General features: G+C 46.8%; 10 protein-coding genes. All 10 read right to left on the reverse strand.

Annotated elements, in window-relative coordinates:
• Positions 1-13: 13 nt before the first annotated feature.
• Positions 14-1,630 carry an ABC transporter substrate-binding protein gene (locus MHH56_RS29660; RefSeq protein WP_339205210.1) on the reverse strand — a complete coding sequence of 539 codons (1,617 nt, stop codon included), beginning with the start codon at positions 1,628-1,630 and terminating at the stop codon, positions 14-16.
• Between the two features lie 75 nt (positions 1,631-1,705).
• The gene (locus MHH56_RS29665) at positions 1,706-2,617 is read right to left on the reverse strand and encodes a carbohydrate ABC transporter permease (protein ID WP_076270355.1); all 912 of its coding nucleotides are present in this window, start codon (positions 2,615-2,617) and stop codon (positions 1,706-1,708) included.
• 12 nt (positions 2,618-2,629) lie between these two features.
• Positions 2,630-3,550 carry an ABC transporter permease subunit gene (locus tag MHH56_RS29670; protein ID WP_076270425.1) on the reverse strand — a complete coding sequence of 307 codons (921 nt, stop codon included), beginning with the start codon at positions 3,548-3,550 and terminating at the stop codon, positions 2,630-2,632.
• A 72-nt stretch (positions 3,551-3,622) separates the two neighbouring features.
• Positions 3,623-6,427 carry a beta-galactosidase gene (locus tag MHH56_RS29675; protein WP_339205211.1) on the reverse strand — a complete coding sequence of 935 codons (2,805 nt, stop codon included), beginning with the start codon at positions 6,425-6,427 and terminating at the stop codon, positions 3,623-3,625.
• Between the two features lie 284 nt (positions 6,428-6,711).
• On the reverse strand, positions 6,712-7,773 hold the full coding sequence (locus MHH56_RS29680; RefSeq protein WP_339209769.1) for a LacI family DNA-binding transcriptional regulator: 1,062 nt from the start codon (positions 7,771-7,773) through the stop codon (positions 6,712-6,714).
• A gap of 169 nt (positions 7,774-7,942) precedes the next feature.
• Positions 7,943-9,163, reverse strand: a complete 1,221-nt coding sequence (locus tag MHH56_RS29685; RefSeq protein WP_339205213.1) for an MFS transporter — start codon at positions 9,161-9,163, stop codon at positions 7,943-7,945.
• Positions 9,164-10,889: 1,726 nt separating this feature from the next.
• The gene (locus MHH56_RS29690) at positions 10,890-16,433 is read right to left on the reverse strand and encodes a X2-like carbohydrate binding domain-containing protein (protein WP_339205214.1); all 5,544 of its coding nucleotides are present in this window, start codon (positions 16,431-16,433) and stop codon (positions 10,890-10,892) included.
• A gap of 76 nt (positions 16,434-16,509) precedes the next feature.
• On the reverse strand, positions 16,510-18,150 hold the full coding sequence (locus tag MHH56_RS29695) for an extracellular solute-binding protein (protein ID WP_339209770.1): 1,641 nt from the start codon (positions 18,148-18,150) through the stop codon (positions 16,510-16,512).
• A gap of 140 nt (positions 18,151-18,290) precedes the next feature.
• A complete protein-coding gene (locus tag MHH56_RS29700; RefSeq protein ID WP_339205215.1) occupies positions 18,291-19,211 on the reverse strand; it encodes a carbohydrate ABC transporter permease in 921 nt (306 codons plus the stop codon).
• 15 nt (positions 19,212-19,226) lie between these two features.
• A complete protein-coding gene (locus tag MHH56_RS29705) occupies positions 19,227-20,162 on the reverse strand; it encodes an ABC transporter permease subunit (RefSeq protein WP_339209771.1) in 936 nt (311 codons plus the stop codon).
• Positions 20,163-20,178: the final 16 nt, after the last annotated feature.

The raw sequence follows: 20,178 nt of genomic DNA on the forward strand, positions 1-20,178 counted from the left end.
AACTATCTATTCGTTAACCTTCGATCAGCTTCTTGTAAGCATCCATTTGGCGCTGCAATTCTGCAAGCACCTTGTCGTAGCCAGCTGTTTTCAGCTTGCTGCGGAATTGCTCTACGGCTTGAGCCGGGTCTCCTGCTTTACCATACGTAATCGCTGGCCCCATCTCGCCCGAAACCTGTGTAATCGCCGTTAATTCAGCTTCTACCGGCGTTTTATCAAATACAAATTGGCCGTAAGGGTAAGGCTTTTTGATTTTGTCATATTCCGCATACAACGTTTCTTCGAGCTGATCCCAAGTTGTTACGCTCGGAATTTCGAATTTGTCGACACGTCCACCCCAGAAATCCGAATAAAAGGAATCCTTTGCTTCGTTGTAGGCTGCTGGCTGTTGGCGTTTGCCGTCTTTCACTTCGTATTGAACGCCTTCCAAACCGTAGTTGATCAAATGATAAATTTGCTCGTCATTGCGAATTAAATCATAAGCCATTAGAGCACGCTCAGGGTTTTTGCTGTGCGCTCCAAGCGATGTTCCTCCGTGCGTGATGGAGAGCTCCGTCAAGTTATTGCCGCCTGTACGAGCAAATGGGAACATTTGCAGCTCAGAACCTGGTTGATCCTTATCCATATTAACGCGCAGCCCGCCAAACGTTTGTGTATGATGCTGATCTAGTCCCGACAATCCAGCGCGCAGTGCGGAGCGGTTGTCGTTTTTGTTGTTCAGCACATCCTCGCGCCAGTAGCCTTTATCTGCCCATTCCTTCATTAACGTTGCGAAATTAAGGAATGTGTCTTCGAATACAGGACTCACTACTGTATACTTCTCCTCAAATGATTTGGTCGTGTACACTGGCAAATAGCCTGTTGAAATTGGAAGCTCTAATTGATCCGTGTAGGACGCTGCATATCCGCCAAATGTGCTTGTTGCTGCAACAGCATCCCAAGGAATGACGCCTTCTTTGTTATCTTTAATATATTGCAGGTATTTGCCAATGCCTTCCCAGTCTTTAATTGGATCCGTTATGCCTGCTTCCTTCGCCCAATCTCCACGGTAGAAGAAGCCATGGTTTACCCACTGTGTGTAATCATTTTCTGGAATCAGAACGATATTCCCTTTATATTTGCTCTCCGACCAGTCCTCTTCAGGAATTGAATTCCAGGTTTGCGGCGCATATTGAGGCAATAAATCATTCAAATTCATAAACGCGCCACGCTGTGCATTGCCCCATGTATCAAGCCAATCCGTACCAATCGTAATCAAATCCACCGCTTCGCCGGATGCCAGCAGCAGATTGTATTTCGTCTGCCAATCTGCCCACTCGACCCATTTCCACTCCAGCTCGGCGTTGATTTTTTCCTTCATCAGTTTATTAACCTCAGCCAGCACCTTCTCGAACTGACCGTTTTTCGGCTTATCGCCAAGTACGACATAGCTGATTTTTACGAATTTGGACGTATCAGCTGCTTTATTGCCATCTTCCGTGTTCGTGCTCCCCTTATTGCCGTTTTCCGTGTTCGTACTCCCTTTATTGCCGCTTTCCTTTTTATCTCCGTTGCTGCCGGAACAGGCCGCAAGGCTGATGATCATCATTACAGCGATTAGCAGAGCGGAAATCTTCTTGACGTTCGACATCTCACTTCTCCCCTTTGTTTTCATGATTCGGGCTTCGCCCTTTATGTGAAGAGACCCTTGCAGGCCTGCGGCACATCAGCCTTTTACAGCACCTACTGTAATTCCCTTAATGAAATACCGTTGCACGAATGGGTAGAACAAAATGACAGGGCCGGTCGCAACCACCGCGGTAGCCATCTTCATCGATTCCAGCGGCATATCACGAAGCTGCACATTAGATGCAGCGGACGAATTGCGGATAAAGTCAGCGCTGGTTACCACATTGTACAAAAACAGCTGAAGCGGCCTGTACTTCATGTCCGCAGAGAGGAACAGCATCGAGTTGTACCACTCATTCCAGTAGCCAAGGGCGATAAACAACCCGATGGTTGCTAACGCCGGCGTCGTCATTGGCAAAATCAGCTTTAGAAAAATGGTAAAGTCGCCTGCTCCATCGATCTTCGCTGATTCGGTAATGGCATGCGGGATTGAACGAACGAAGCTTTTCATCATGATGATGAGAAAGGGACTAAGCAGTCCCGGAAGAAGGATAGCAAGATAATTGTCCTTCAGCGTCAAATATTGCGTCATCAGCAAGTAAAAGGGCACAAGACCGCCGGAGAACAGCGTCGTGAAATAAATGAAAAACGAAATGCCATTTCGATAGCCGAAGTCTGGGCGCTGCAGTGCATAACCCGTCATCGCCACGAGGAAGAGACCAAAGACCGTTCCAACAATGGTGATTCCCATCGTGACAAGGTAGGAGCCAATAATGAGATCGGGGTTTTCGAACACGATTTTGTAGGCAAAGGTGCTAAAATCGCGCGGCCACAAGTTGAAGCCGTACTTCTTAATCGTGCCTTCTGCTGTCAGTGAGGTGCCAAGCACTAGCAAGAAGGGTAATAAACAGCATATCGAAAAACATGTAATGAAAAGATAACCAAAACCTTTGACGATGATGCCACTTATATCTGTCCGAATGCTGCGTGATTCATCCCTATTTTCCATATGTGACACCTCCTAAAATAACGAGTTTTCAGGCGAGGCCTTCTTCACAAGCCAGTTGGCTGTTAAGACGACTACAAAACCGAACAAGGATTGATATAAGCTTACTGCGCTGCCAAGTGAGAAGTTGAAGTTTGTCATCAGGGCACGGAATACGTAAGTCTCGATAATATCCGTTGTTGGATATAAGGCTGTGTTATTTGCGCCTACTAAGTTGAAAAACAAACCGAAGTTGCCTTTAAGAATGCCGCCGAGCGAGAACAGCATCAAGATGATGAAGGTTGGCTTTAGCCAAGGAAGCACGATGTAAATAATGCGTTGAAAGGCATTGGCGCCGTCAATTTCGGATGCTTCGATAATTTCGTTGTCCAGCCCCATGATGGCTGCAAAATAAATGATCGAACCGTATCCAGTGGACTGCCATAGGTAGGTGAGTACGATGATAAACGGCCATATTTTCGGATCAGAATAGGTTTTGACAGGCTCCATGCCTAACGATTCCAGCAAGCTGTTCAATAAGCCGTAGTCATAGCTCAAGATGTTGTAGGCGATAAGCCCGATTAGAACGGCTGATATAAAGTGAGGTAAAAACATAAGCGTTTGCGTGATCTTCTTGAACCATTTGCGCCGAATCTCATTCAGTAGAATAGCTACAAAAATTTGCATGACATTTCCCAGCACGATGAATACCAAATTGTAAGCTACCGTATTAAATGAGAGCCGCCATAGATCACCATTCATGACGAGAAAGCGAAAGTTGTCAAATGCAACAAACGGGCTTTTGAAGATGCCATCGGAGTAGTTGTAATTAATAAAAGCTAGATACAAGCCGGGCATCGGCAAGTAAGCGAATATAAGAAAGAAAGCGATGGCCGGCAAACACATGATTAATAACGTTTTGTTGTTCCAAAATCGTCTAAGCTTGCCGCTGCTCATTCGCTTCTGCTTCCTTTGGGGAGCCCGCTCGACTATGGTCGTTTCCATCCTTCTTCCCCCTTGTCGTCATTGCTAGACGGATATGAATTGAATTGCTTCCAAACGCCCTTGCTTCTCTTGATCAACCGCTTCCAGCAGTATCGTTAAGCTTCCTTCTCCACCCTCATACCAAGCTCCCGGCAAGTAAAAGGAATCCGGGCTTCCGCCTGACATGACAGGCCTGCTCGCTTGGCTTGGCAGCCATAGTCGTCCAACGATCCTTCCTTCCAGAAACACTGTCATTTTAAGGCTAGTGCCGGAAACCTTCGCTCTCCAGCCTTTGCCTGCTTCCGAATTCACGGTAGTCGCATACAGCCATGCGGTTTCTCCTGGCTCCAATGAGATGGGGAATTCAGTTGTTCCGCTTTGCGACCGCAAGCTTACCGCATGCTCCAGAAGCTCTTCCTCCTCTGCCGCATAAACTGCAAAGTTGTCGGCCTCTTGGCCTTCATACAAGTAAACCTGCCCGGATGGTAAACCAAGCACTCTTTCAACGAATACAGTAAGCTCTACGAATTGCCCTGCCGTCACATGCTCAGAGATATTAAAGTATGGATCAAACGGATGCACCTCGCCTATTTCCTTTCCGTTTACAAAGAGCCGAGCAAGCGATTGAATGCCTTGGAAATGCAGCGTCCACGAGTCCGCTGATTCCGATGCACGAAATGTTTTTCGGTAATATTCGAAAGCCGGATGATCAGGAGACATCCAGCCGCCAAAGTTAACGATCGGCCACATGCTGCTATCAGGCGACTCGATCAGCTCCTTGCGCAAAATCCGATCCGCAGCCCGGTAAACACTCCAGTTACGGCTAAGGTCTCTAACCTCTGTAATGGCTGACAGTCCTTTAATCCCCTTCATCGCATGCAATCGAAGCCCGGGAAGCCTAGCATCGTCAAAGTTCGAATGTCCCCATATCTCCACTCTGGCAAGCAGCTTTCCATCTTGTAGGCCATTGCTTAAATGAAGATAAGAACTGCCTCCCCCAGCCACTGCCGTTCCCGCGTATTCTCCTCCCGCATACAGCGACACAACATCACTGCCTGAGCGAATAAGAATACCTTTTACCGCTTTGTCTTCAGGCAGTCGAACCATCGCTTCATACCAAGCATACCCTCGGTAAATTTCATGCTGTTCTAAGTAATCTGCTTTTCTTGAAGCGGATGGGCCTCTCTTATCCTTTTTATTCATAGGTGATGCCGCATCAAAAAGATTTAGGCGCCACTCAGCAGCAGCCATTTCAGTGCGATCCGAGTAATGGAGCGGCTTGCCATGATTAATGGTGTCATCAGCATCGTTTAACCCTTCTGAATAAAGCGCTTTCATTCTGTCTGTAATAAATAGCTTCAACGTATGCCCATCCGAAGTAATAATGGAACAGACGCTATCTTCTTTACCTTCAAAGGCGATCCTAACCTTGCCTCCCTCTATCGTTTCCACAGTTGCATTCAGAGCTTTCATATCCACCGCTGCATCTAGCAGCAATACAATTTCACCATAACCTTCTGTATGAAAAGCGAGACTTGCACCTGTATCATTTGTTTCTGCCATATATAGCTCCGCTGTCGAGCTCTCTAGTGATCCTTCTACTCCCCAATGCTGTAGAGGAACTTGAGAAGGCAGCGCCAGCGACCTGCCCGATTTGAGCTTAAAGCTGCTCGCAGCTTTTGTATTCGTATCATTCTCCATCACGATGGCTAGTTCTTTATCTTGATCATCTAAATTCGTAACAAATAGGAGTTTTCCGCCGCCCTTTAACTGCAGGGCATAGGGGCCAACAACTCTAACGCTTTGTCCAATCAGCTTCCAATCCGTGCTTAAGCCTTGGCTTTCTGCCTCAGCAAGCGGAGTACCGTAAGCTGCAATCATCCGCCCAAGCAGCCTGCCTTCATACGCTTCCCCGCGGATATGCCCTTCAGGAGAAATCATGCCGCCAAAATCATAGTCCGACGTCATAAACGCTAGCGGCTTGCCCCAATTGTTCGTCGCATTCGTGAAGCCAAAATCCGTTCCCGATACCTGCAAATACGGACCGAGCAGCTTGGCGCCGCAGGAGAGCAATCTACGTAGGAGGTAATGTGCCCGGTTCGTCTCCGTTACGAGCAGCGGATAACCTAGTTTAGCTAAGGTTCCACTGTAGTGAAGCACCTTGTCTTCAAATTCAGCCTCCCGATTATCTGGATAGAAATTACAGGTCGGCACCACATCCTCTGCGAGCCCCGATGCTTGCAGCAAGCCGCCCTGACCAGCACAAGCGAACAGCGGCACGGTTATTCCGTGATCAAGCACCATATCGCGCAGTGCACTAATATATCCTTTGGGGTCATGACAATCATAGAAATCGAGCTCATTATCCAGTTGAACACCGATTACCGTTCCGCCCTCACCTGCTTGGTTCTGCTTTAGCAAAGGCAGGATGTGATCAAACCATTTGGAAACATAGCCGAGGAATTCAGCATCGTTATCGCGAAGCTTCAGTCCCTTCGTAAGCAGATAAGCCGGAAGTGCCCCTCCATCCCACTCCGAGCAAATGTAGGGGCCAGGTCTTGCGACGACGTATAGTCCTACTTCGGCAGCCGTTGTCAGGAATGCGGCAATGTCACGCTCTCCGCTAAAATCCCATTCTCCTTCAGCTGTTTCATGATAGTTCCATGGAAAATACACATCGATGCTGTTATACCCAAATGCCTTCAGCTGCTCCATCCTCTCCTTCCAAAGCGCGCTTGGAATACGGAAGTAAAACAGCGAGGCACATAGCAAAATATGAGGGGTTTCCTGAATCTTCACGGCATCCGCATCAAATCGCACGGCTGCTTTCGCTCCAATGTCCATGACCATGTCAAAACCTCCAACGAATTAGACTAAAAACCCGAAATGTGTAACCCGTTTCATGTAACCCGTTACATTTTTAGATAAAAATAAATACACGTCATGACCGGGATAAACAGAACGCAATTCTGTACGGTTCGCTGATGTGTATTTATGTGTTAGCTTCTGGAAAGAAGCGATCTCGCTGTAAATGTAACGGGTTACATTATTGTAGGTGACACCTTGTTATCTTTTCACATTTTGATTGTATTCAACATTGTAAGCGTTGTCAATAATTATTTAAAAGCGCAATTCTAAGCATTATTTTGCTTTGAAGGTGGAGCTGTAGACTCCCTTACAACGAGCTCCGGCCTTAATTTGGTGCTCTTATTCACTTTGTTTTTCGTAATCATTAGGTGGAGCAGCTCCGCTGCGTTCCGGCCTACCTCATAACATTTTAGAGAAATCGTCGTTAATTCTGGAATGCTGTTCGAGGCATAAGGAATATCGTCAAACCCAATCAGCGATAGGTCCTGCGGTACGCGAAGCCCTGCTTTGTGAGCAACTTTCATAACGCCGATAGCTACTAAATCGTTCGCGCAAAATATAGCAGTTGGTCGCTCGGGCAGCTCCAGCAGTTGATGCATTAGCTTCTTACCCGCTTCAACGGAAAAACCGCCATCGCGTATCCATTCCTTGCGAGTTTGGACTCCGTTTTTCTCCATCGTTTTCACAAAACCGCGAGTACGCTGAATCGTGTTGGACATGTTTTTGTACCCGCCAACAAATGCAATATCCGTATGTCCTAAGTCAATCAAATGCTGTGTCGCAAGCTCTGCGCCCTCCAGCTCATCGGCATACACACGAGTCATCCCTTCACCGGGGAGATTGCCGTTAATGAGCAGCAGCGGCACGCGTTTACTAGCTTCAACCACTTCGCTTACAAGATCTTTGCTTGGCTTAGCAAGGTTAATTCGACCGCCTATCATCACAATGCCGTCTACTTGCTTCTCCATCAGAATACTCAAATATTGCGACTCCCGCACATATTGCTCTGCTGAATCTCCGTTCGTTGATACCGTATCGCATAGAAAAAAAGTGTAGCCTTTGCTGCGCGCTTCTTGATCCAAGCCTGACAAAACCTCTGGAAAAAAAGGGTTCGTAATATCTGGCAAAATAACGCCAATCATTCCCGTTTCCTTCTTAAACAGGCTTCTTGCAATGGCATTCGGCTGAAACTGATGTTTCGCAATTAACTCCATAACTCGCTCTCTGGTTGACTTTTTTACCGGAGCCGTATTATTAATGACGCGCGACACAGTGGCTACTGAGACGTTCGCTTCCCTAGCAATATCATATACAGTAACCGGCTTGATAGCAGCTCACTCCTCAGTCCAAAGTTCTATTCTTCAGTAGAATAACAGACTTTTGTTTAAATAGAAACGAACATTTCCTATTATTTACAACGAAAGCCAAGAGGAACTAGAGCGCTTTCCCCTAGACTCCGCCTGGCTTGTGCTGCCTATTTATTCACTCTTCTCCGAGTTACGCTCGATAGGCTATCTTCGTTTTCACCATCTCATGTCTCCGCTTTATCCATACGCTTACGCCGGCTGCAGCCATAATCATCCCCGTGGCGACAAAGATCCAGTGGATGCCTACGGCCAGGCCTAACAAACCTCCGATGAGCGGACCAAGCATCGCACCGAACTGATTCGCGCTTGTTGTTAGCCCAAATGATCTGCCTCTAAACTGCTCATCTGTGCTTTGGACAACCAGCGTATTGACGATAGGCGCTATGCCAGCCATAAATAAACCGAATACGAATTGCACGATAGCGAAAAGCCATAATTGTTGTACAAAAAACTGCATGCTAATGATCGATCCCGCGCAGAACAGGCATACGACGAGAATCCGGTAGAAACCCTTCTTCTCACCAAGCCTTCCCCAAACTGGCGATGCCAAAATGCCTGCTATTCCAATAAGCGAGAGCACAAAACCAGCTGACAGCTCCGCTCCTTGCAGCCCCCCTTGCAGCTTGGCAATATGAAGGGTAATGAGCGGCTGTATCATATTAATCGATAGCTGAACGATAACGAGCAGCAGCAGCATACTCATGAGTGCACGATTGCGAAAAGCCATCCGATAAGTGATTGGCTTTTCTTTTTTGGTTCCGGTCGCTGCCCCTTCAGATGTGTCCGCTTTTCCTTCCCTCACCCATACAATAACCGCCACTGTCGCAGCTAAAATAATAAACGCAGCGACAACAAAGGATCTGCGAAGTCCAAATGCTTCAGCCAACAGCCCGCCGAATAATGGTCCGAGAATACCGCCAGTCATCGTACCCGCTTGCATCATGCCAAGGCTCCAGCCAAGCTTCTCCTTCGGTGCAACTGATGCTACGATCGACATCGATGCTGGAACAAATCCACCCACAAAACCATGCAGCATTCGCACACCGACGAGCTGCCATGGCGTTTGCACAAAAGCGATCAGCGCATAAATAATAGCTAGGCTGAGTCCTGCTCGTATGACCATTTTCCGCTTCCCATACTTGTCTGCAAGCATCCCCCATAAGGGAGCCATCACTGCTCCGACGAGGAAAGCTGAGGAATGCACAATTCCAGCCCATAGGTTGACGGAGCTTTCCGGCACCCCCAAATCGAACAGAAATAGCGGCAGGAACGGTACGGACATCGTATAGCTTGAGCTGCAAAAAAGAACGCCGAACCATAAAATCCACATGGTACGCTTCCATGGTTCCATACTCGGCAACCTCCAGTCTGCCTTGCTTTGCAATTTCCGTGTCATTTACACTATTAACCACTATACGCCTCCTTTACCATTTGTTCAAAAACCACTATAAGGTGCAAAAACAAGAAAACCCGAGACAAACCACGTCAAATGATGGTTAACGAGGTTATTTGCGCTTAGAGGGGCAGTCTGGAAAATGGCATCTAAATACCTAGAGGGCAGCCTCTCTATAATCAGCTGCCGCCATTTTATCCCCAAATAACAGAAGGGGCTGTCCCAAAAGTTAGAATCTATGTGTGCTTACTGCTCCATTTCCACCTCGAACAAACGCTGCCGTAACTCTGTAAGCGCATATTTGTTCTTACAGACAACAAACCTAGCCTTTTCTCTCGCTGTAAGAACCTATGCGTGCTTACAGCTCCGTTTCCACCTCGAACAAACACTGCCGCAACTCTGTAAGCACATATTTGTTCTTACAGACAACAAACCTAGTCTTTTCTATCGCTGTAAGAACCTATGCGTGCTTACTGCTCCATTTCCACCTCGAACAAACGCTGCCGTAACTCTGTAAGCGCATATTTGTTCTTACAGACAACAAACCTAACCTTTTCTTCAGCTTTAAGAACCTATGTGTGCTTACAGCTCCATTTCCACCTCGAACAAACGCTGCCGCAACTCTGTAAGCGCATATTTGTTCTTACAGACAACAAACCTAGCCTTTTCTCTCGCTTTAAGAACCTATGCATGCTTACAGAGAGATTTCCACCTCGAACAAACGCTGCCGTAACTCTGTAAGCGCATATTTGTTCTTACAGACAACAAACCTAACCTTTTCTCTCGCTGTAAGAACCTATGTGTGCTTACAGCGAGAGTTCCTACCTCGAACAAACGCTGCCGTAACTCTGTAAGCACATATTTGTTCTTACAGACAACAAACCTAGCCTTTTCTCTCGCTGTAAGAACCTATACGTGCTTACTGCTCCATTCCCACCTCGAACAAACGCTGCCGTAACTCTGTAAGCGCATATTTGTTCTTACAGACAACAAACCTAACCTTTTCTCTCGCTGTAAGAACCTATGTGTGCTTACAGCGAGAGTTCCTACCTCGAACAAACGCTGCCGTAACTCTGTAAGCGCATATTTGTTCTTACAGACAACAAACCTAGCCTTTTCTCTCGCTGTAAGAACCTATGTGTGCTTACTGCTCCATTCCTACCTCGAACAAACGCTGCCGTAACTCTGTAAGCACATATTTGTTCTTACAGACAACAAACCTAGCCTTTTCTCTCGCTGTAAGAACCTATACGTGCTTACAGCGAGATTTCCACCTCGAACAAACGCTGCCGTAACTCTGTAAGCGCATATTTGTTCTTACAGATAACAAACCTATCGTTTTCTCTCGCTGTAAGAACCTATGCGTGCTTACTGCTCCATTTCCACCTCGAACAAACGCTGCCGCAAGTCTGTAAGCGCATATTTGTTCTTAAAGACAACAAACCTAACCTTTTCTCTCGCTGTAAGAACCTATGCGTGCTTACAGCACCATTTCCCACCTCAAGCAGACGCAGAAATTCGCTCGCCTACCATTTATTTAAACAAACATACATAGACCAAAAAAGAAAAATGGCGGCACTGGAATAAGTTCCTGTGACGCCATTTTTTCAATATTTTTATGGTTTTTAATTAAATCGAAATATCTCTTCAGCGAGTTTAACTCTTTTTGGACACCCTCTCTCTGCTACTTAACCGACGCCGCTAAAATATCGCCATAAGCCCAATGATTGCTAGCAACATCCTTCCACGGGGATGAGGTTACGCCGACTAGATTGCCTCTGCCGAGTACTTTGTTGATCATGCTGACTGCTTCTGCACGCGTCAGCGCGTTATTTGGCTTAAAGCTTCCATCCGCATAACCATTAGTGATTCCAGCGGCTTGCACATTTAGAATAGCTGCCTTCGCCCAATGAGTCGAAATATCGGTAAAACCTGCTCCAGCCTTTGGTGCAACACCGATAAGCGTGGATATAAGCTTCGCCATTTCAGCGCGTGTCATTGCTTTTTCAGCACCAAACGTTCCATCTTCATACCCTTGCATTAAGCCCATTTTTGTTACTTTCGAAATCGCATCCTTCGCCCAATTGCCTGCGAGAACATCATTATAAGGAATGTCCGCCTCAGTTGCTACCTGCTTAACGATTCTTGACAGAATAACCGCCATCTCAGCACGGGTAATCTTGTTTTCCGGCCTAAATGTACCATCCTTATAACCATTCATATAAGCGGTACCCAAGCTAGAATCGGCTAAGCCCTCCACATGGACGAGTGAAAAAAGACTGAATTTGTCGACTGTGAATTGAAGGCCCATCTCGCCCTTGTCGTTAAACGGTACGATAATGCCCTTCAGCAGCTGCTTCGTTCCGTCGCTGTGCTCGATATATACAGCCAGGTCCTTCCGGTCTGCTTCGCTCAGCTTCACATCCTTCAAAGGCAAAATGAGGGTTACATTGCCTTTTGGCAAATTCGTTTCAATGTTCATCGGACGGCCTATTATAGATGCCTCTTTATTTCCTGCAACGATCCTTAACATCGCTTCTTTATTCGCTCGACCCGCAATTTCCTGCTTCTTCGCTTCCTCCTTAACCGGTGTAAAACGAATGAACAGATCCTCCAGTGATGACTGAAGCAAACCGCTAGCCACCATTATCTTAACGTTTTCTGTCGATATGCCTAAATCAATTTTTGCATCTGCGAACACTTTTTTTGCTTCCTTCGGCAGAGTGACAGAAGTTAGCGTTACTTCATCCTTCGTATCAGGAATCGTGATCGTAACCAATTTGTGTCCCGCTGCTGTGACGCTGTTTACAGCTTTTTGCGCTTGATCAACTGTAATAGGTACATCATCCGTTTTCTTGCCATCCGCTTGTGTCGTACGCGTGATTACAACCCTAGCAGCATTTTCAACATCAATCGTGATGAGCTCCTTAGCTGGAGCATTCGTGGTTACGGGTGCCGATGTTGGTGTTATCGTTGGTGTTGCCGACGGCGTCGGCGCTATTGTTTCTTCCGGCGTTGCCGTTGGTGTTGCTGACGGTGATGCTGTTGACGTTGGCGTTGCTGACGGTGTTGCCGATGGCACTGTCGCCGCATTCACCTCAAACTTCACACCATCCACCAACATATACTCGCCGGATTTTTTAACCGCCTTAATCGTATGAGCGCCATTTGCTAACCCAGATATGCTGTATACCGCTTGCTGGGTCAGTCTGCTCGCATGATGCGCGCTTACCGTTTCTTTAAATACATCGTCAACATAGATGTCTATGTCACCTTGAGAAGCTGACATCGGCGCAATTAATGTTATGCCGGTTCCAGTAAACGAATATTCAACATAGTCGCCATCCGTCTCCGTAGCGTGCAGGTCATTTTGATAATCGCCTTTATAGGAAATGGCTAAGCTCAACGCTCCATCCGGCTGTGCGGCAAGATATTCTTTTTTAACTGTAATCACACTACCGGATATTGTGTAATCACTGCCCGCTGCAAGCGTTGCAGCACCATTCGCAATACCAAGCAGATTGCTACCATCAATACTAAGCGTTGTCGTTACATCGACTTGTACCGTCTTGTCAAAGCTTGCAGCATCCGGACTAATCATATCTGCAATTCTAAACTGTAATTGGTCTAACAGCATATAATACCCGGATTTCTTAACGACCTTAATCTTATGTGTTCCTTCAGACAATCCCTCAATACTATAAACCGTCTGCCTAATTTGCCGGCTAGTATTGTACGTGCTGATCGTTTGCTTAAACACGTCATCCACATAAACATCGATATCCCCTTGCGAGGAATCCTTCTCCGTTACGATCTCAATGCCTGTTCCCTCAAACCGATATTCAAAATAATCGTTGTTCGCCTCCGTGTAATGGACATCATCCTTGTAATCGCCTAATCCACGGTTTCTGCCATGCTGCCATGCACCCTTATAAGAGATTCCGCTATCATCATTATTAATAGATACATAGCGGCCTCTAGACGTATCGCTTACTGCGATAGCCAGTATTTGCGCGGCTCCACCGCTAAAAGACAACGTCAGATTGGTCATTCCATTTGGCTTGGCCGCAAGGAATTCCTTCTTAATCGTAAGCTGGTCGCCCGACAACTGAAAATCGACGCCTGCCTGCAAAGCCGCCGCACCATCAGCAATACCGCTCAAGCTGTTTCCGTTAAAGGTGAGCTTCGTCCAAATATCTGCTTGTGCATTCGCTCTTTTGTCGAAGCTTAATGCGCTTGGGACCATTGTGCTGTTCTGACCTGTCGTATCACTTACGACAATCGATAGGTTCTGTGCCATTCCGTGATCAAAGCTAAAGCTTAGATTCACCATGCCGAGCGGCAATGATGCCAGATACGCTTTATTAATCGTGACTGTATCGTCCAAAACGATATAATCGCTGCCTGCCGCCAACGTCGTTGTGCCATTCGAAATACCGGCAAGCGTATTTCCATTCAGCGTTAACGTTGTTGCGATATCTGCTTGCATATCTGCCTTCTTATTAAAGCTGGCTGTGACTGGGTTAATTGTGCTGTTAGCAGCAGATGAATCACTTACAGCAATCGCCAGCGTCTGTGTCGCTCCGCCATCAAAGGTAAAGATCAAGCTCGCAGTCCCAAGAGGCTGTGCCGCCAAATATTCCTTTTTAAACGTCACCACATTGCCAACAACCGTATAATCCGTGCCCGCTATCAAGGCTCCTGAACCGCCTGCAATACTGCTTAGGCTGCTTCCATCGACTGTTGTCGAAAGAGTAAAATCAGCCTGCTGCCCATCAGCCTTATCAAACATTCCACTGCTCGCGCTAATTAAATCCGGCACACTAATTCTCAGCTTATCAAGCAGCAGGAAGTAACCGGACTTCTTCACCGCTTTAAGCGTGTGGGTTCCGTTAGTGAATCCTGTTATGTTGAATACTGGCTGCTGTGCCAGCCTTCCGATGTTGTAGGTACTGATCGTTCGCTGGAATACGTTGTCCATATAGATGTCTATTTCGCCTTGTGAAGGATCCAGCTCGGTAATGAATTCAATGCCCGTTCCCGTAAACGTATACTCAAAATAATCGTTGTTGTTCGCCTCCGCATAATGCACATCATCCATATAATCGCCAAGTCCGCGGTTATAGCTGCGGTTCCAGCCGCCTGTATAGACAATAGACGGATGGTCATCATTGATGGAAATCGACCCGCCTTCAGATGTATCCCTTACGACTAAGGAAACATGCTGCTCCGCTCCTGCACTGAATGAGAAGGTTAAAGCCGTCGTTCCCATAGGAAGCCCCGCTAGATACTCCTTCTTAATCGTCAGCTGGCTTCCCGAAACAGTATAGTCCGTGCCGATTGCCAAAGCGTTTCCTTCATGCGCAGCGCCCGTTAATTCATTGCCGTTTAACGAGGTCGTCAGCGTAATATCAGCTTGAGAGGACAGCTTCTTATCAAAACTCACTGTTGCAGGAGTAACCCTACTATCCCTTATTGTCGTGTCGGTTACGGTTATGGCAAAGGTCTGTGATGCCCCGCCGCTAAACGCAAACGTTAAATTCGTAATGCCTGCCTGTCTTGCTGCTAGATACTCTTTTTTAATCGTAACGGTATCACCTGATACGGTGTAATCCGTACCAGACACCAGTACCGTTCCATTGTTAGTGATACTATTCAGTGTATTTCCGTTCAGCGTCATCACCGTCGCAGCATCAGACTGCTCCGAAGCCTTCTTATTGAAGCTTGCCGCAGATGGGCTAATACTGCTGTTTAGCGCTGTGTTATCCCTTACATCAATAATGAGATTTTGCTTGTCTCCGACTAGCTCCTGCCCGCCGTTGCGAACCCAATGGCCCGAATATTTCATTCCGGTATCGTCGTCATTAGCAGCTGCTGTTCCATCCTGTGCCACTACCTTGAACAACCTCGAAGCATGCGAAGCCAAATTTTCATCACTGTATCCAGTCGCAAATGAGCCCAAATCCTCATGGCTCCACAGATCACGGACAGTGGCTGGACCGGTGATGCCAATATCACTCCAATTCACGTTAACCGTCGCAGCAGAGCTTCCGAGATTAAAGAATCCCACCGTATAGCTTCCGTCACCATTATTCGCATACCACACCTGCTGCTCCGTCGCTGTCGATACAGGATGCCCCGGCCTGCCAGCCTGATTGACCGCGATTACTTCTTCATTCGTCAACAGCTCGATGCCGTAATCGTCCAACTTTGTCATGTCATTGCCGATGTATAATTGCGCCGATGAAATCGCCCAGAACGACATCGCCGACATCCGCTCGTCCTTCGTGATGCCATCCATTGTTCCATTTCCGATATTCAATGAATCAAAATCATTCCAGCCGCCTGGACCTGCATGACGCCAGAACTGCTCTGCTTTCGGGAATAATCTAGCGATATTAGGCCAAGCCGTTAAACCCCCGTTGCTGCAGTAGCATTCGATGTCCCAGTCCACACGCCATCCGTTTGCATACTGCTTCCAGTAATCGATGTATTTGATATCAAGCGCCCAGGAAAGCTCCAGCCAAATTTGGTGGGGAGCCAGCGCCTGCGACCAAGCCTTTACATCGTCACGCGCATCCAGCGAAAGGTCAGAAATACCTGAGCCTGGCGTCACGCTGTCAAATTTCAAAAAGTCGATTCCCCATTCTCCATAAAGGTCGGCAATTGAATTTATGTAGCTCTGCGCGCATGGCTGGCTGAAATCTATTTTGTAGCCAAGCCCCCAATAATCCGACTCCTGAATCGGCTGAGCCGCGATGTCCTTCATCGAGCAGCCCGGAGCGCCATAGATCGGCAGATCCTGATCATACGCTTGCGGCGATAAACCTGGAATGCCATACAAGCCGATCTTTTGCCCATTCGCATGGACGTAATCAATCACCTCTTGAAAGCCATTTGGATATAAAGTTGTACTCGGAATTGGCCGCCCATACTCGTCCATTCCGCCATTCCATGCCGCATCGATATTAATATACTCGTAGCCATAAGGCTGAAGTTTCTCATGCATTGCATCCGATTGTGCCTTAATATTGTCTGCGTTAATCCACTGCCCATTGCCCGTATAAACCTGCAAGCTGTAGCTGCTCCAGCCCATATATGGCTTCGCAGCTAATCCATTATTCGCCGCCTCCGCAACATCTGTTTTTGGTATCACGATTCCCAGCTGCGCTGTAATCATCACAACGATTAGCAGCCACAAACGTGATTTCTTCATTATTTGCGTCATTATTTAGCTCCTTTGTTTATGAAATAGGATCAGGCTTTTATCTCGCAATAAAGAACCTGATCCTTTGAAATCACTATTATTTAAATGATTGGTCGTATGCTTTTTGCAAAATTTCAAGATAACGATCGATTTTCAGATCCTTGAGTCCCTTCACGTAACCGTCCCAATCCTTCTCAAGCGATTTATTTCCGGTAATGAATTGAAGCGCATTTTGCTCAATAAACGACTTAATGTTTGTTTGCAAAATGCTTGCCTCATCGATTTCCGCTGAATCAATCCAAATCGCCCACAATGGGAAAAGCTCCTTCGGCTCATGGCCTTGGTACAGCAGCGTCGCTTGATACAGTCTGCGCTCATAGTTGGCGGAATCATAAATATCCGTACCTTGAACCCAGCTGTCTCGGTATTCCCTTGGCATGTAGAAGTGAGCCGTTCCGCTCCAGCCTGCATTACGAGGGGCTTCGCCTTCAACCGCAGGAATCGTTGCTACCTTCGGTGTAACGCCTTCTCCAAGCGCTACTTCGCCTTCCTTCGGCTTTCTCCAGTCGATGCCTTCCATGCCGGAAGCGCCATTCGTTTGTCCTTCTTCTGTAAACATGTAATCCACCAATTTAATAAGCGCAATTTTTTGTTCTTCAGATGCTTTATTTGTGATTACAAATTTTGCTCCCGGCGCAACGCCGCCGCCATCATGAGTCGCGAACGAGCCATGTGGTCCTGTAAGCGGAGGTACGGGGTTATAATCAGCTGAGTTTTTGTTGCCTACATCGATGTTTACGAATATAGCAGGATGCATGCCGGCGCCAGCGCCCAAAATTTGAGCATCGCCATTTTCGCCAATCTTTTTGAAAGCTTCCGCATTTTGTGCAAAGGCACCCGGATCGATTAAGCCTTCATCGTATAACGATTTAATATACGTTAAGCCTTCTCTCCATTCCGGCTTAAGCGCAGCCGACTCTACTTTGCCATTGGTTAGATTCAAGTAATTCCGGTCATCGTCATAGACAAAACCATTCATGAGGAATGGAATGACGCGTACGCCAAAATCCTCAATTGAACCGCTGAGCGGCACTTCATCAGCAATGCCATTGCCGTTTGGATCTTGTGTTTTGAATGCTTTCAATACAGTTTTAAACTCTTCAGGCGTTTTGGGCATTTCCAGCTGCAATTTATCCAGCCATTTCGTATTCAACCACATTTTGTTCGGATACGAGCAGTGGAAGCACTGGCTGTAAGCGACAAGTCCGTAAATATTTCCATCGGGTGCCGTGTTGAACGCTCTTAAGTCAGAGTTATTTTCCATGGCTGCTTTGATGTTTGGCGCATATTGCTCGATCAGATCGTTCAGAGGCACCAGCACCCCTTGTTTTCCATACTTCACAACATCAGCCTGTGTGAATTGATCAATGTAGCCAGGAAGCATATACGCATCCGGGTAATCTCCGCTCGCTAATGAAATTTGACGTTTTTCCTTCGCGCCATCCGGAGGTGTCGTTTCAAATTTAAGTTTGATGTTGAATTTCTCTTCTACAAATTTGGTAAATTTATTCGTTGCCATATCGATATTCGGCTCTTGTACCGCAAATATCGTAATTTCAACCGGTGCGGTTGCTCCCGTCTCTTCCGATTGTTCCTTTGGCGTATTTGTTGCCTTATTAGTGTTGGAAGTTCCTTTATTATTCGAGCACGCGGCAAGCACCAAGCTGATCATCAGCATGATTGCGAGCAAACTTACGAGTCTCTTTTTCAAATGTATCGCTCCCTTTTTCGATTTGTGCCATACTTTTGTATTGCAATTACACTACAAATGAACCACCTCCTCTCATCCAAACCGGTGTAGTCTCTGCCTCTTTCCGGTTAGCCTTTGACTGAGCCAACAAGCATCCCTTGTACGAAATAGCGCTGTACGAAAGGATAAATAATAAGAACCGGCAGCGTAGCTACTACGATCAGCGAATATTTAAGCAGCTCTGACAGCTGCTGCCTTTCCACTTGCTTCAAGGCATCCGTTACGCTTGCGCTGTTGTTCATAATGATGATGCTCCTCAGAACGAGTTGAAGCGGAAACAACTTCGCTGATTTGAGATAGATTAAGGCATCGAAGTAGGCATTCCATTGACCTACGCCGTACATTAGGAAAAGCACCGCAAGAATGGGCTTGGATAACGGAATAACCACGCTTCGCATAAATCTGATGTCGCTGCAGCCATCGATCTCGCTTGCTTCAAACAATTCATCTGGAATGGACGACTGGAAGAAGGAGCGTGCAATAATGACCTGCCATACCCAAACGGCATTCGGAATGAGCAGCGCCCACCGCGAATCGATCATGCCAAACTCCTTCACCACCATGTACGTCGGAATCAAACCGCCGCTGAAGAGCATGGTGAACGTAATGAGCATCATAATGACGCTGCGGCCAAAAAAGGATTTGCGCGACATCGGATACGCAATCATGACCGTAAGCGTTACGCTGATTAACGTTCCTGCTGCGGTATAGAATAGCGAGTTCCCGTACCCTCTCATAATTTCAGGCGTATCGAACAGAACCTTAAAGCCCTTAAAGGAAATATCAACAGGCCACAGCCAGACACGGCCTGAAGTAACGGCTGCCGGGCTGCTGATCGAGCTGCTGATAATATAAATGAGCGGATAAATAACCGCGATCAACACAACCGCCAATATGGCATAAATAATGAACAAAAAAATCTTATCGCCTGTTGAATCCTTAATCGTTTGTCTGATTGGTGCCTGCGATGCTATCTTCGTTGATGCCATAGGCGCACTCCCCTTTTACCAAATGCTTGATTTCATAAACCGTTTGGCCAAACCGTTAACCGTGAACAGCAGCAAGAGATTGATGAATGAATTAAACAAGCCTACCGCTGTAGCGAAGCTGTAATTGGCATTTAAGAGCCCAATTTTGTACACGTATGTGGCGATTATTTCGGAATTAACGATATTGAGCTGATTTTGCAGCAAATAAATTTTCTCGAAGCCAATCGCCATTACGCTGCCTACATTTAAAATGAGAATGATCGTAATCGTCGGCAAAATGCCCGGCAAATCAACGTGGACGATTTTCTGAAATCGCGAAGCGCCATCCACTTTGGCAGCCTCATAAAGCGTAGGATCGATGCCCGCAAGCGCCGCTAAATAAATGACCGCGGAATAACCAGCCGTCTGCCAAATATCCGACCAGACAAAGATCGATCGGAACATGCTGGCTTCACCAAGGAAGTTGACTGAATCCATGCCGAAGTAGTGGAGCGCCACATTCACAAAGCCAAGCCGCGGCGCCAGAAACATCATAATGATCGAAACCATAACGACTGTAGATATGAAATAAGGAGCGAAGGTGACCAGCTGTACAAGCCGTTTGAAACGGCCATTTCGCACTTCATTAAGCATCAATGCCAAAATAATTGGAATCGGAAACCCCGCGAGCAATAAATAACCGCTGACGTATATGGTGTTCTTGACCAGAGTCCAGAACATCGGATTTTCAAAAAAAAGCCTGAAGTTTTTGAGCCCGACCCATTCGCTGCCCCAAATGCCTTTGATGACGTTGTAATCCTTAAAGGCAAGCACCGCATTCAGCATCGGGTAATATTTAAAAATAAGAAAAAACAATACAGGCGGTATAATGATAAGGTACAGCTGCCAATGCTTCTTGAAGCTTCTGCTCGCTTCATCCGCAAGGCTGCGCTTGCTCTTTTGCTTCAACAGCTTGTTATTCAATACA

Source organism: Paenibacillus sp. FSL K6-3182, from assembly GCF_037976325.1.
GTDB lineage: Bacteria > Bacillota > Bacilli > Paenibacillales > Paenibacillaceae > Pristimantibacillus.

Excerpts from the sequence above, each read along its gene's own strand:
- MHH56_RS29660 (WP_339205210.1), bottom strand. The coding sequence starts at position 1,630 with ATGTCGAACGTCAAGAAGATTTCCGCTCTGCTAATCGCTGTAATGATG.
- MHH56_RS29665 (WP_076270355.1), bottom strand. The coding sequence starts at position 2,617 with ATGGAAAATAGGGATGAATCACGCAGCATTCGGACAGATATAAGTGGC.
- MHH56_RS29670 (WP_076270425.1), bottom strand. The coding sequence starts at position 3,550 with ATGAGCAGCGGCAAGCTTAGACGATTTTGGAACAACAAAACGTTATTA.
- MHH56_RS29675 (WP_339205211.1), bottom strand. The coding sequence starts at position 6,427 with ATGGTCATGGACATTGGAGCGAAAGCAGCCGTGCGATTTGATGCGGAT.
- MHH56_RS29685 (WP_339205213.1), bottom strand. The coding sequence starts at position 9,163 with ATGGAACCATGGAAGCGTACCATGTGGATTTTATGGTTCGGCGTTCTT.
- MHH56_RS29690 (WP_339205214.1), bottom strand. The coding sequence starts at position 16,433 with ATGACGCAAATAATGAAGAAATCACGTTTGTGGCTGCTAATCGTTGTG.
- MHH56_RS29695 (WP_339209770.1), bottom strand. The coding sequence starts at position 18,150 with ATGCTGATGATCAGCTTGGTGCTTGCCGCGTGCTCGAATAATAAAGGA.
- MHH56_RS29700 (WP_339205215.1), bottom strand. The coding sequence starts at position 19,211 with ATGGCATCAACGAAGATAGCATCGCAGGCACCAATCAGACAAACGATT.